General features: G+C 65.4%; 16 protein-coding genes. All 16 read right to left on the bottom strand.

What is annotated here, in order from left to right; all coding sequences use genetic code 11:
• Position 1 precedes the first annotated feature (1 nt).
• The 16 genes from C4K39_RS06080 to C4K39_RS06005 all read right to left on the bottom strand — a co-directional run bounded on the left by C4K39_RS06080 (position 2) and on the right by C4K39_RS06005 (position 13142).
• Positions 2–778: a C40 family peptidase gene (locus C4K39_RS06080; RefSeq protein ID WP_124345873.1), complete on the bottom strand. Its 777-nt coding sequence runs from the start codon at positions 776–778 to the stop codon at positions 2–4.
• Between the two features lie 2 nt (positions 779–780).
• Entirely contained in the window at positions 781–1464 is a 684-nt protein-coding gene (locus C4K39_RS06075) for a phage minor tail protein L (RefSeq protein WP_053134540.1), read from the bottom strand.
• Positions 1465–1700: 236 nt separating this feature from the next.
• Positions 1701–2039 carry a phage tail protein gene (locus C4K39_RS06070; protein ID WP_022643403.1) on the bottom strand — a complete coding sequence of 113 codons (339 nt, stop codon included), beginning with the start codon at positions 2037–2039 and terminating at the stop codon, positions 1701–1703.
• Positions 2040–2077: 38 nt separating this feature from the next.
• A complete protein-coding gene (locus C4K39_RS06065; RefSeq protein ID WP_124345872.1) occupies positions 2078–3493 on the bottom strand; it encodes a phage tail tape measure protein in 1416 nt (471 codons plus the stop codon).
• A 57-nt stretch (positions 3494–3550) separates the two neighbouring features.
• Entirely contained in the window at positions 3551–3805 is a 255-nt protein-coding gene (locus tag C4K39_RS06060; RefSeq protein ID WP_031321344.1) for a hypothetical protein, read from the bottom strand.
• A 29-nt stretch (positions 3806–3834) separates the two neighbouring features.
• The gene (locus tag C4K39_RS06055) at positions 3835–4182 is read right to left on the bottom strand and encodes a phage tail assembly chaperone family protein, TAC (protein ID WP_022643399.1); all 348 of its coding nucleotides are present in this window, start codon (positions 4180–4182) and stop codon (positions 3835–3837) included.
• Between the two features lie 8 nt (positions 4183–4190).
• The gene (locus C4K39_RS06050) at positions 4191–4682 is read right to left on the bottom strand and encodes a phage tail tube protein (protein ID WP_124345871.1); all 492 of its coding nucleotides are present in this window, start codon (positions 4680–4682) and stop codon (positions 4191–4193) included.
• A gap of 91 nt (positions 4683–4773) precedes the next feature.
• The gene (locus C4K39_RS06045; RefSeq protein ID WP_022643397.1) at positions 4774–4965 is read right to left on the bottom strand and encodes a hypothetical protein; all 192 of its coding nucleotides are present in this window, start codon (positions 4963–4965) and stop codon (positions 4774–4776) included.
• 51 nt (positions 4966–5016) lie between these two features.
• Positions 5017–6168: a glycosyl hydrolase family 18 protein gene (locus C4K39_RS06040; RefSeq protein ID WP_225926560.1), complete on the bottom strand. Its 1152-nt coding sequence runs from the start codon at positions 6166–6168 to the stop codon at positions 5017–5019.
• Between the two features lie 87 nt (positions 6169–6255).
• Positions 6256–7299: a phage late control D family protein gene (locus tag C4K39_RS06035; protein WP_124345870.1), complete on the bottom strand. Its 1044-nt coding sequence runs from the start codon at positions 7297–7299 to the stop codon at positions 6256–6258.
• Between the two features lie 58 nt (positions 7300–7357).
• The gene (locus C4K39_RS06030; RefSeq protein ID WP_022643394.1) at positions 7358–7564 is read right to left on the bottom strand and encodes a tail protein X; all 207 of its coding nucleotides are present in this window, start codon (positions 7562–7564) and stop codon (positions 7358–7360) included.
• A complete protein-coding gene (locus C4K39_RS06025) occupies positions 7539–8384 on the bottom strand; it encodes a phage tail protein (RefSeq protein ID WP_068580453.1) in 846 nt (281 codons plus the stop codon). Before C4K39_RS06025 ends, C4K39_RS06030 begins: the two co-directional genes overlap by 26 nt.
• Before the next feature lie 9 nt (positions 8385–8393).
• A complete protein-coding gene (locus C4K39_RS06020; RefSeq protein ID WP_124345869.1) occupies positions 8394–11000 on the bottom strand; it encodes a phage tail tape measure protein in 2607 nt (868 codons plus the stop codon).
• 135 nt (positions 11001–11135) lie between these two features.
• The gene (locus C4K39_RS06015) at positions 11136–11441 is read right to left on the bottom strand and encodes a phage tail assembly protein (protein WP_022643388.1); all 306 of its coding nucleotides are present in this window, start codon (positions 11439–11441) and stop codon (positions 11136–11138) included.
• A 12-nt stretch (positions 11442–11453) separates the two neighbouring features.
• A complete protein-coding gene (locus C4K39_RS06010) occupies positions 11454–11963 on the bottom strand; it encodes a phage major tail tube protein (protein WP_124345868.1) in 510 nt (169 codons plus the stop codon).
• A gap of 12 nt (positions 11964–11975) precedes the next feature.
• The gene (locus C4K39_RS06005; protein WP_053134521.1) at positions 11976–13142 is read right to left on the bottom strand and encodes a phage tail sheath subtilisin-like domain-containing protein; all 1167 of its coding nucleotides are present in this window, start codon (positions 13140–13142) and stop codon (positions 11976–11978) included.
• Positions 13143–13145: the final 3 nt, after the last annotated feature.

Below are 13145 nucleotides of genomic sequence, written 5' to 3'. Positions count from 1 at the left end.
CTCAAGCCGACGCCATGAGCTGGCGATGGCGCCAGATGCTGACCGTGACCTCGTCCCAGTAGCCGCCATAGGTGTCGCGCTTGCTGTCGCGGCCATAGAGGTGGTGCAGGATGGAGCCCGGCGCCGGGTAGTGCGCCGGCTCACTCTTGAGCACGCCGTCGGCCAGGTAGATGGCCGCGTGGTTGGGTACTGGCGAGCGGATCTGCATCAACACCACGTCGCCCTGGCGCAGGTCCCCTACCCGCTCGAAACCGGCCTCGGGCAAGTGCTCCAGGTACAGGTTGCCGCCCTTGTCCCACCAGCCGTCCTCGCGCTGGTAGTTGCCCAGGTCGATGCCCAGCTCGCGCCGGTAGTAGTCGAGGATGATGCTCAGGCAGTCGTGCACGCCATGGGCGAAGGCCCGGCCAACCAAGGGTGCCTGGTAGCCGTTGGGCGCCAGTTGGGCCCACTGGCCAATACGCGGCTGGCCGGCGTCGTCCGCCAGCACCTGGACGATGTGCCAGGGCAATCCGGAGGCCTCGCAGGCCACCCGGTCCGCCTCGCTGGGCGTGGCCGGGTAATCCGGGTGGCTGTGGATCACCGCCAGCACCTCGCCGCGCTCCTCGGCTGCCGCGTAGTCCGCGGGAGCCAGGCGAAAGTGCTCGCTGGGGGTCGCGGCGGTATTGCGACACGGCACATAGACCCGCCGCCGGCCCTCGCGAATCAGCAACCCGCAACACTCGCGGGGGTATTCGGCCAGGGCGTGGCGCTCGATGGCCGCAAGGTTCGCCTTGTTCATGTTCAGCTCCGTAGCAGGCCCGCCGCAGGAAACGAACCGTAGGGCAGCGGGTTGTTCTCGCCGAAACGCAGCTTGCAGCTGCTCAGGCGCCCGCCGCATTTATCCTTGGCGGCATCGGTGACGATCACGTCGTTGACGTCCGCCACCGGGCCGCCGTTGTAGCCACAGTAAGGGCCGCGATAACCGCCGCAGCTGAGCCACCAGCAGACGTTGGCGACGATCTGCCGCCGTGGCAGCTGCACGCCGTTGAAGTCCAGGGCGCTGGACAGCTCGAACTGCACCACCTCGTTGTCTTCGGCGACCTTGCGCTCGACGTACCAGATGTCCGGCGGCAGCTCCTCCTCGGGGTCGGCTTCGGGCTGGCCGTCCAGGTACTTGCCCAGGGTCCGGTGGCGAATCAGCCGGGCCCCTACCAGGTCTTCGAAATACAGCACCAGGGCGGTGATGAAACCATCGACGTTGCCCACCGACAGGGTCGGGGTCGGCTGCGAGCCCTTGCCGGTCATTTCGAAGCCCTCGGCCTGGATCGGCCAGGGGGAATACTCGAGCCCCTGCCAGAAGATCGACGACTGCTGGGGGTAACCGTGAAAACGGTAGAGTTCGGCGCCGAGGCTGGTGGCGTCGAGCTCGAAAAGCTCCACCCACGCGCCAGGCTCCAGGGTCTGGATATCGGCCGTAATTGGCATCGTGTTTCCTCAAGGCAAAAAGAAACCCGCGCGATGGCGGGTGGGGTGGGCGCTGGCTGTGCCTAGATCAGGCTGCGGGCCTCTGCGCGTTTCTCTGCGATATCTGCCGGGACTTCTTTACCGATCTCAAGTTTTCGCACCACCAGCCAGTCGGTCTGGCGCAGGTATTCCCGGGCCGCCCATAATTTTCTGACTTACATCGTTGGGCTGGGCGCCCGCCTTGATGGTTTTGAGGGTCATGGATGGAAGGCCTGTTCGAAGGTGGCGCTGAGAGTGTACATCCCTGCGCCCAACGGCGAGGGCTGGTAGGTCTTGCAGCGGTACAGTCCCTGTTCTCCCAGGGGTGGGGTCCAGTAGAACGGCGTGGCGCCGCGATGGGCGTCGATGAAGGCGATGATCGGCTTGATCCGGCTTTCGTCGCCGACGAAGGTCAGCGGCCAGGACTGGGTCTTGTTGTTGATGCCGTCCTGGACCACCTGCTGGTAGCCGTCGCCGAAGCGGGCCGACTTGAGGCGGAATTCGACGGTGCCCACGGGTTCCACCTTGGGCACCCAGGCGAAGGTTTCGATGGTCATGCTTTTCTCCGGGCGTGAGCCGTCGCGGCCGCTGGGTATCAGCGGCCGTTGATGACGGACCAGATCTGGCCGCCCGGCTTCAGGTCACGGGCGATCTGTTCGGCAGCGCCTTGTCGGGCGGCGCTGGCATAGGCGTTGGCGAGGTTCTGCTGGTTGGCGCCGGCTCCCTGGGCAGCGCCCTGGCCTTCGCCGACGTTGATGGTCTGCTGGATCACCACCTGCTGGTTGCTGGTGCTGCCGGCCGGTGCGCCCCCCAGCGCCACCACGCCCAAGGAACCATCGGCACCCCGGCTCAGGGGCATGATCGCCTCGGGCCCGGCTTCGCCGAACAAAGCCATGGGCGCCAGGGTCGGAGCGCTGGCCACGGTGTTGCTGAAGACCCCGCCCTTGGCATGAGCGAATACCGGCATCGGCATTTTCGAAGTGTCAATCTGTGAGTTGAAGACAGTGGTGGCATCCCCCACCTTGAACTGCTGGGCAGCAGGAGACGCAGCAGCAGAACCCGGCCACAGGCTCATCAGGGCCGAGCCGGCCATGCTGAACAGCGAACTCAACGCCCGCGATGCGGCCGTCTTGGCCGCCAGCATCGCCATGTCCTTGAGTACCGAACTGGCGAAGTCGGAAAAGGAAAACTTGCCCGTGGTGGCGAACTGCACGATACCCGCGCCCATCTTGTCGAAGGCGTTGGCGAACACGGCCTTCGACTGGGCTGCGGTGTTGTCGGAGGCGTTCATGTAGTCGTCGAAGGCTTCCGAGGCGCCGTTCTTCCAGTCCTGCATCGCGTCCGTCATCTGCTGGTAGTTGCTCTGGATCTGCAGTGCGGTTTCGTTGTGCTTGGTCTTGAGCTCTTCGAGCCTGGTGGCGTATTCGTCACCCTGTTCACCGCCTTTGCCGTAGGCATCGCCGGAGGGGAACTTGATCCCGGCCTGGTCGGCATAGGTGGCCGGCGCCTGGGTCGCTCCCGTTGGAAACTGGGCATCCAGGGCCTTGCGGGCCTGGGCATACTTCAGGTCGTTGTCGCTCAGGAGCTTGGCCCGTTCCTTCTGCCGCGCGCCCATGCCCACCTGGGCCGCTGCCAGCGCGCCGTCGCTGCGCAACTTGTCGAATTCATCGGAATACGTCGCGAGTTTTTTCCCCGATTTTTCCAGGGTCTGCGCGTAGTCGGTTTCAGCGCTTTTGTTCTGCTTGAGCAACGCCGCCAGGCTGCCCTGTTTCTTGATGTACTGGTCGACCGCGGTGGTGGCCGGGTCATAGGCCTTGCGCATGTCGTCGAAGGCACTGGCGCTGGCGTCCAGCGCCGAGGCGGACGACAGGGTCATGGACTCGGCGATTTTCTTGCCGGCCTCGTCGATGCGCCGCTGCATGTTGCGCATGGCCTGGTCGGTGATGCGCTGGGCCTTGTCCAGGGCCCGCTCCAGGCCGCTCAGGTCCAGCCCTTGGGAAGCTGTTGCCATGGGGTTCTCCGGGTCATGAAAACCCGTCGAAACGGGTTCGGGAAAAGTGGCCTGGGATCAGCGCCACTCGTTCATCGCGCGTTCGAGCGACAGGCCCAAACGTTGTTCATGGGGCATGAAGTCCAACAACTCCGCCACGCCCCCGCCCAGCCGGTGGGTCTGCAGCGCCACCAGGGCGCTGCCCGCCTCCAGCCGCCTACCGGTATGCAAGGAGCCATATCGGTCGATATAGCGTCCCCATGCCAGGGCTTCGTGGTAGGTCATGCGTTCCTTGGCTTCGGCAATCGTCCGGCCGCCGACTCCGTTCAGCACCAACTCGTGCCAGAACTCATCGGCGGCCGTCAGTTTTTTGCCGCACCGCCGGTGCCGTTGACCTCATTGACCGCATTGAGGATCAAAAACCCCAGGGTCGGCTCCAGGCCGTAGGCATCCTCGTAGCTCAGGGCCTCGCCGCCATCGGTGCCCAGTGCCACCGAAGCGGCGATGTAGCGGGCGTTGCGGCTCTGCTCGTTGTCGCTGTCGGCGAACAGCCGCTCAATGACCCCGAAGGACTGCCGGCGGATGTGCAAGGTGAAGGTGTCGGTCACCTCCTTGCCGGTCTTGCTGTCCAGGTGAGTCCAGCTCACCTGTTTCTTCACGGGCAGGGCATCGACGATGCCGCCCTTGGCTTTGAGTTGCTTGAGGTTCATGGCGATGCTCAGGCCTTCTTGATCCAGGTGGAGCCACCGGTGCGCTGGATGGTCACGGTGGTGGTGACCACGGCGTTGAGGGCGAAGTTGAACGGGAAGTCCGAGACGTAGCCGTCGAAGGCGAACCAGGTGCGAGTGGTGGGCAGCTCGAAGTTGTCGCCCTTGGTGTTGACGGTCGGCGCGATGCCCTTGCCGTCGGACCAGCCCACGACCCACTTGATGCTGGTCTCGCCATTGGCTTCGGACAGCTGGTGCAGGCGCACATGGCTGGCATTGGCCGGGTCGGCGTTGAGCCCCAGGCTGGCAGTGCCAGGGGTACGCAGGCCTTTCTTGTAGCTGCGCTCCTGGGCGTCGAGGGTGGTGTCCTCGATCTGCTCGGCAGGTGCGCCGCCGGGCTCGAAGGAAGTGACGTGCTCGACTTCCAGCACGGTGTAGGGGCCGCTGCCGGTCACAGGCGGGACCAGGGCGAAGATTTGCGTACCTTGGGTAAGAATCGACATCGGGTGTTCTCCAGAAAACAATGAAAAACCCGCGGTTGGCGGGTCGAGGGTGTGTTGCTCGGGTGCGGACCAAAGGCGCCGGTGCCAGGGCTCAGGGAGTTGGCGAGCCGTCCAGGTAGGGTGGCGCGTTGGGGTCCGGCTCTCGGCTCTTGATCAGGTCCACCAGGGCCTGGTTGCTCTGCGCCAGCAGGCGGATCGCGCCGTTCAAGGCGGACTGGCCATCGGCCTGGGCCTGGAGGGCGGCGATCAGACGATTGATGGCCGCCAGTTCTTCGTCATTCATGGCTGGGTGCTCCGTATCCATCGAAGGTTATTGGGCGAGCGCGGGACTGCGTCATTCGCGTCCGCTGGGCAGCAACGCCGGGGCCTTGGCCAGGCCGGCCTGCAGTGCGCTCCAGAAACTTGCGTCTTCGTAGCCCATGGCCCAGACGCTGGTGCCGCCCAGGCCCAGGCGCCCGACCAGGGCGGCCTTGCTGCGAATGCTCTGGGCGTCGTCATACCAGAGCACCGGCTGCGCTCGCTCCGCAGTCCACTCGACGCCGTCGGTGAAGCTGTTGACCGGACCCCAGGTGGCGTAAGGAGTGGCCGAGGGGGCGTCCAGGTGGGTGACGGCGTTGTGCTCGGCGATGATTTCCTCATAGGCCGACCAGTGCACCCGATTGCCGATGCTGTAGTCCTGGCCGTAGGCCGCCAGCCCGGACAGCAGCTTGCCGGCCGGTACTCGCGTTACCGCGTAGGCCAGCAGCGCTTGCTGCCAGTCAAGGCCCGAGCCCGGGCCCGGCCAGACTTCGCCGTGGAAGCCGCCGCTGCTCCAGCCCGGGCCCACCTGGTCGTAGGTCATCAGCTGGAAGTAATCCACCGCTGCTGCCAAGGCCCGGTAGTCGTAGCCTTGCAGGTATTCGGGCTGCTGGTCGTCGAGCTTGGGCGGCACGCTGATGATCAACTTGCGCCCTTGCGCATGCAGGGCCTGGCCCAGGGCTTTGACATAGGCGGAAAACGCCTTGGCGTTGCGCGGTTCCACCTGTTCGAAGTCCAGGTTGATACCGGCGAACCCGTTATCCCGGGCCAGCGTCACCAACTGCTTGATGGTGCTGGCACTCAAGGCCTTGCTGTTGACGATGGAGTGGGAAATGGCCGGGTCGAAAGCCGCGATGTCCTGGTTGTAGTCCGATACCGTCGGGTACAGCGGCAAGGACTTGGACTTGGCGAACGCGATGATCTGGCGAGTGGTGTCGTTCATGCCCTCCTGGTGCAACTGGCCGGTGACCGTCAGGCCGTAGGTGCTGCCCAGGCCCACGGCCGAGAGGTTGCGATAAAAAGCCTTGAGGTTGCTGTAGGAGGTCTCGACCTGGCCGTCGGTGTAGGCCAGGACCAAGGGCGCGGCCTGGGCCGCACTGGCCAGTGCCAGGGCGCAGCCACCAAGCAGGCCACGCAAGAACCGCCGGATGCCTCGCGTCGAGGCCGGCTGGATGATGTTGGAATTCATGAAGTCTCCTGCGGGTGAACCGCATCGGGAAAAAAACCGGACGTCCGCAAAGGGGCCGCCCAAAGGCTTGCAGCGGGCGCCGCCGACCTAGAGTTGCAGCACCTTCAGCGGCTTGGCCTTGGGTTTCGGCTTGCCCTTGGCCCGGGCCTTGCCCTGCTTGCCGCCATTACACTCCACCGTGGTGCTCCAGCCCGACGGGCTGAAGACCTGCTCCACCGAATCCACCAGGTACTCGCCATCCAGCCCGGCCTTGAAACCCTGGGCGTCGATCAGGCGTTCGGCGAACAGGTCGATGCGCCCGGGCAGATCCAGGCGCAGGGCCGCGGTGCTGCGGTTGAACGCCGCCAGGCGCGCCTTGGCGGCCTGCTCTGCCGCGGATTTGTTCGGGTAGATATGCCGGTCGGTGTGCACCGCGGGCACCCCGGCCGGGGCACTGTCGTTACCCAGTTCGATCACCTGCAGCTTGCCGCTCTTCTTGTCCTGGTGACGGGTCTGCACCGCCTTGTGGCTGCTGGTGTCGCCCAGGCGAAACTGATAGCGGCTCACCTCGCGGCGGTGGATGGTGACCTTGCCCAGGGCCTTGCCGCTGGCGCTCTGTCCCGCCTGGCGCGGCAGCACCAGCAACTTGCCTTCGGCGACCTTGGCGGTGCAGTCGTATTGCCGGGCCAGACGGGTGATGAAGTTGAAATCGGACTCGTTGAGCTGGTCGACCCGCAGGACCTTGATCGCCACCGGGCACACCGGGGTCCAGCCGTTACGGGCCGCCAGGTCGCGGACCACCTGTTGCAGCGGTACGTCTTCCCAACTGCCGCTGCGGGTGGTCTTGCCACTGCCGCGCATGTCGCTGGCCTTGCCGCGGATCTCCAGGGTGTCCGGTGGCCCGGAGACCACCACCTCATCCACGGTGTAGCGCCCGAGGCGGGTCAGCCCCTGGCCGGCATACCCCATGAACACCTCGATGCTGGCGCCACGGCTGGGCAGCGCCACTGCACGATCGCGGTCGTCGATGCGCAGCTCGAATTCGTCCGACTCCATGCCGGGTTTGTCCGAGGTGCGCAGGGACAGCAACCGGTCGTTGATCTGGCTGGTAATGTCCCGGCCATCGGCAACGATACGAAACTCTGGGGTCATAAAACGCCTCGCACTGGGTGCCGATCAGTAAAGGAATTTGCAGGAGCAAGACCAGGGCTCAGTCCCATAGCTGGACCAGCGCCTGCTCCGGCGCCGGCAGGTCCGGCAAGAGGATCAGCACCCCGGCCCGCAATGGCTGAGGCTCGTCGGCCAGGCCCTGGTTGGCATCCAGCACTGCCTCGACGGTGCCGTTCAAATGCCCGTAATAGTGCTGGCACAAGGTGTCGAGCAGATCGCCGTCAGAGGTTCTGCAAGTCGTCGCCATAGCTTACGAACTCCAGTGAGAAGGCCTGTTTGCGTGGAATGCCGCCGGCCAGCAAATGGCCCTGGTCTTCGTCGATGCTGGTCAGGCACCAGGTGCCCAGGACCTCGCCGTAGCCGGTGGTCAGGCTCAAGGGGCGCAACTGCCGGCCGATGCTGCGCAAGGCCTGCAACTGCCCCAGTCCGCCCTTGAACCCGGGGAAGATCGCACCCTTGAGGCTGATGCGTTCGTCGCCCAGGCCCACCGCCTGCTGGGCACTGCTGCGCCCCAGGCGCTCCTGGCCAGTCCAGCGAAAGCTGGTCTGGCGCCGCAGTTCATCGAAGGCCGCCGTGTCCAGGTTGAAGTAATAGGGTTGGGAAGCAGCCCCCAGGGGTTGGAGGATCAGCAGGTGCGGGAACGGCTTGACCGCTTCGGCGGTGGGCGTTTCCTTGGCAGCGAACAGGCTGCTGGGAAAAATCGTGCCCAGGGCCGGGCTGATCTGCCCGCCAATACGGTTGATCGCCGCCCCGACCTTGGCCGTCTGCTCTTGCAAGGCGCCGAGGCGCTGTTGCACCTGCCCGGCTACCGTGACGGCCTGGTTGTACTGGGCCGCCACCTCGCCGACCCGGCTTTGCGCGGCATCGATACCACGCAGGATGCGGCGCAGCCGGGTGCCGACTTGCGGCCCGACCACGGGCAGGTTCTCCAACTCCAGGGCGGCGCCGGTGATATCGCCGATGGCCCCGTTCATGGGGCCCAGCATCTCGTCCGCGCTGCGCCGCCCCGCCTCCGCTGCCGCCACCAGGGATTGCAACCCCGATTGCAGCTGTTCCATGTAGGCCATGGCGTCTCCTTAAACATGAGGTGCATCGGACAGCTGGCGAGCCGAGGCCTGGCGGCTGTACTCGTCGAACTGCCAACGCAGGTAGGGCTCCAGTTCCCGGGCCAGTTGCGCCGGGTCCTTGACATCACCCTGGACCGTGACCGATATCGCCGGCGCAAAGCTGAACTGCTGCTCGATCGCCGGCGCCAAGGGGGCCTTGAAGGGTTCGGCCAGGGTGCTCGACGTGCCGGGCGCCGACGGCATGGAACGCACCACCTGGCCCATCAGCGGCGGGGTCTGCCCGCTCTTGAAGGAGTTGGCGATATCGTCCATGACCGGCGGGATGTTCTTGCCGGCGTCACGCATCATCAGCGGGCCGGCGACGGGCATCGACTTGAGCGAGTCATCGCCGCCGAACATCGATTTGCCAAGGCGCCCACCCAGGGCATCACCGCCCCAGTAGCCAAGAGCGCCCCCTACCAGGCCGCCTACGCCTGCGCCAATGGCGGTTCCAAGCCCTGGGACGATAGAGCCGATAGCAGCCCCTGCTGCCATACCGGCCTTGGTTCCGAGCATGGCGCCTGCCAGCCCACCTGCGGCGCGACCATAGCCTTCGGCCTTTTCGTCCTTGGTCTTGGCATTCAGGTAGGTATCGGCAACCTGGAGACCCGCACCCAGCACAGCCTGCGCCACGTTGCCCCCGCCCTTACCCTTGATCTTGGGCCACAGATACTGAGCCACCGTCTTGATCCCTCGCCAAGCCGACATGCCCAGATTCGCAGCCCCCCTGAGCGTCGACATGCCCAGGCTGGCCGCTCCTTGTGCAACCCGTCCCACAACGCCCGGCCTGAAGGCATTTCTAACCGTCTGGGCGGCTCTACCGGGCCAGCTGCGGCCTGGTTTAGCGCCCCGGCCACCCCTGCGTCCCTTGCCTCCTTTCTTGTCACGGCTGGTGTCGATGTCGTAGTCACCGCCACCCAGTGCCCCCGGGTTGGTGACCAGCACCTTCTGGATGAAGTCCGGGTTGCCCATCATCGAGCCCCGGGCCACGTTGAACAGGCCCTTGCCGAGGGTGTAGGCCGCTTGCAACTTCTTCAGCGCCAGCAGGCTGCCGGCCAGGACGGTCACCCCCAGTACCGCCGGAGCGGCCTGGTGGGTCAGCTCGGTCATGCCATTCGCCAACCAGGTGATGCTCTGGCCCAAGCGGTCCGTGGCCGGGGTCAGAGCCTGGCCGAACGCCTGCTGCAGGTTGTCGACCGCACCATCGGCTTCCTTCCAGATCTGCGCCGACGTCCCCCGGCGCTCGGCCTGGTTCTTGTCCAGCACACCGGAGGCCGTCAGCGAGTCCTGCTTGAGCTTCTGGTACCCATCCTGGCCCTGGGCGTAAGCCTGCAACGCCGCATTGACCTGCATGTTGGCGAACAAGTTGTCGCCGCGCAGCGACTGCGCCAGGGCGGCCAGCATCGCCTGGGCCTTCTGCGGATCGGTTTGCTGGCTGATCTGCGCCTGGGCCGCGGTCATCTGCGCGGCCTTGGCCGGGTCGGTGACCTGGATGTACTTCATGGCCAGGGCGAAGCTCGCCTCCAGGGTCGACATGCCTTTTTCCAGGCCGGTCTGCAGCGATCCCTCATAGTCGATGCCGGCCTTGGCATAAGCCGCGGCAGTGGCCGGTGAGCGAATCTCGCCCATCCAGTTCTTCAGGTTGCCGGCGGCCTCATCGGCGCCGTTGGCCGTCGACATCTGCAATTGCAGCATCGACCCCACCTGGCTCACCGCATCCATGCCGGTGAGCTTCATTTTCGCAGCGCTCTCCAGCAGGTCGGGCAGCAAGCGAGCCATGTCGGCCGCCTCGAAGTTGCCCGCCTGGCCTTGCAGGGCCATGGCTTCCAGGGCCCGCTCCAGGGTCTTGGGATCGGTGATCCCGGCCTGCGTCTCCAGGGCCCGGATCAAGGTCGCGGTGTCGCCGACGCCGGCCCCCTGGCCAACCACGAACTTGGCCGCCAGCCCGGCGTACTGCTGGGCCTTGTCCAACGACGTGCCATTGGCGGTCATCCCGGCGATGAGGCTGGCGACCTCGCCGCGACCCAGCCCGGAGTCCCGGGAAACCTGGAGGACATTGCGTGCCAGCTGCGCCTCTTGCGGGGTATTGGCGATATTGCCCTTGATGGCGATGTCGCGGATCGTCGCCTGGTAGTCGGCGTTGATCTTGACCGGCACCGCCAGCGCCCCAACGGCTTTCTTCGCCAGCTCGTAGCTGGACTTGAGGTCCGTCTTGCCCTGCTCGATCTGCCGCTGGCCCGTGGCCCTGAGCTCAAGGCTCCGGGCCGCACGGCCCAGGGCCTGGTACTCCTGGTTCAGCTTGCGTACCTGGATGCCCTGCTTGCGTAATCCGTCCAGGCTGCTGTCCAGCTTGGCCTGCAAGTCACCGACCGAGAGCGCGCCTTGTTTGCGGGCCTGGTTCAGCTCCCGGCGCAGGCGCTGGGTTTCACCGATGGCCGTCGCCAGCCCCCGGGCCTTGCTGGCCTGCTCGTCGAGCGCCTTGATCCGGTCTTCCACCGTCTTGGTGGCAGCAGCCCAGGTCGCGTCCAGGGCGCCGCCGATCTTTATCACTGTCGATACCAGCGTGTTGTTCGCCATTTGCCGCCCCCGTGGTGACAGGCTCAATCCGTGAGCCACCAGACCATGTCGCAATAGCGCATGGTCATGATTTCCTCAGCGCAAAAATGCAGCTCGCGAGCGAGCCGCTTCGCCGCCACCTTCATCACTGCCGGGTCAAAGCTCGTCGTCTTGCACCAGGCGAAAATAACCGGCCTGCAGGCGTTGGTAGTCCTTGAGGGTCAGGCCCTCCAGGTCCTTGCTGCCGACCTCGGCCAGGCTGGCGAACAGCATCAGCTCGCGCTGTTCGTCATCGCCAGCCGCCGCGCTGTTGGCAGCGCGGATATCACGCACGGTGGGGGCGCGCAGAGTGAGCTTGTCGCACTGCACGCCGTTCATCGACACCGCCTTGCTGAGGCTGATCACCACGTTCTCGGGGCTCAACACCATCCAGGACGGCGTGCCATTGATTGCTTCAGACATCGAGGAAGTTCCTTACAGGCCCAGGGCCGAACGTTGGGCGGCGAGCTGGTCGACACCGTTGATCACGCGTTTCATGCCCAGGGCATCGATCTCGTAGATCAGGCGCCCGTCGACTTCCAGCTTGTAGTAGCTCACGGCGACGCTGTGCTTGATCTCGGCCTTGTCGCCGGACTTCCAATCGCCCATGTCGACTTCCTTGAGCAGGCCGCGCAGGGTCACGATCACCGGGGTGGTCTTGCCCTTGAGGCCCTTGAAGGCGCCACGGAACACGCCGTTGAAGGCGCTGCTGTCGGTCAGGCCGAACAGCTTGAGGGATTCGCGGCGCACACCGGTGGTGGTGAAGCCGGCTTCTTGTTTCTCCATGCCCATGTCCAGCTCGATGGGCAGGTCCATGCCGCCGACCCGGTGTTCCTCGGTCTTGAGGGTGAGCTTGGGCAGGGTCAGGCTCGGCACGTCGCCTTGAAAGCTGATGCCATCGACGAACAGGTTCATGTTCGCCAGGGTTTCGGGAATCATTGCCATTGCTGCGGCTCCTTAAGCGGTTTTATCGAGGACTTCGGTCAGCCACTGGTTGGTGACTTCGACGCGGAAATTCGGGTTCTCGGCAGGCGGTACATCGGTGAAGCGGATGTTCCAGTACACCTTGCCCTGCTCCAGCTGGCTGGCGGTGTTCAACTCAGGGTCGGCATAGACCTCGAAGTTGATGATCGCGCCCTGGTTCTTCAAATCGCGCATGAAGGCCTGCAGGCCCTCGGTGACATCCTTGACGTAGGTGGCGGTGATGGAGCGGTCCACTGCCCACTTGTGGCCGTAGAGGATCGCGTCCATGACGATGTCCATGGTCCGCACCCGGGTGACGAAGGCCCATTTCGGATCGCTGGACAGCGTGCGGTTGCCCCACAGGCGGAAGCCGGCATCACGAATGATGGTGGTGATGTTGGCGTTGTTCAGCAGGTTGGCGCGGCAGGTCTCGTCGCCGTCCAGGAACTCGATGGCCCGGGAGGTACCGGTGACCCCGACGAACTCCTTGTTCGAAGGCGAGGCCCAGAAGCCGTACTCGTTGTCGGTCCAGGCGAACAGGCCGGCGACCCAGGCCGAGGCCGGGGCATCGACAGTGGCGCTGGCGGCGGTGTCCCAATACTGGATGCCCGGGTCGACCATGAACGCGCGCTTGGCGCCGAAGTTCTTGGCGTAGGCCATGGCCGCTTCATCGGTGCTGTTGGGGCCGTCGATGATGGCCAGGCCGCGCAGCTTGTCCGCCAGGCCCACCAGGGCCGTACCGACCGCCTGGGTGGCACTGTGCTTGGGCGCCACCAGCAGGCGTGGCTGGGCGTTGAAACGGCTCTTGCCGTCCAGCAGCGCTTGCAGGCCGGTGCGCTTGCCGTTGGCCAGGACGCCGCCGATGATCGCCGAAGCCTGCTGCTCGGCATCTTCGACCTTGGTCACGCCACAGGCGACGATCACCGCCTTGGCCCGCTGGTAGATGGCCTGGCAGGCCTTGGTGATCGCGGCATTCGGGCCCCAGGCCGCAATGGCTTCGCGCTCGCTGGTGATCAGCAGCAGGTCATTGGCCTTGGCGCTGACGCCCGGGCCCTCGGTGAAGGTGTCCACCAGGCCGATGATCGAGGACGTGGGCAGCGCGATGGTGCGCGCGCCGGTGTCCACGTTGGTGACGGTGACGCCGTGGAAAAAACCACTCATGGA

Source organism: Pseudomonas sessilinigenes (genome assembly GCF_003850565.1).
GTDB classification, from domain to species: domain Bacteria; phylum Pseudomonadota; class Gammaproteobacteria; order Pseudomonadales; family Pseudomonadaceae; genus Aquipseudomonas; species Aquipseudomonas sessilinigenes.
Note: the sequence above shows the minus strand (reverse complement) of the source record. Positions and strands in the feature narration are given on the sequence as shown.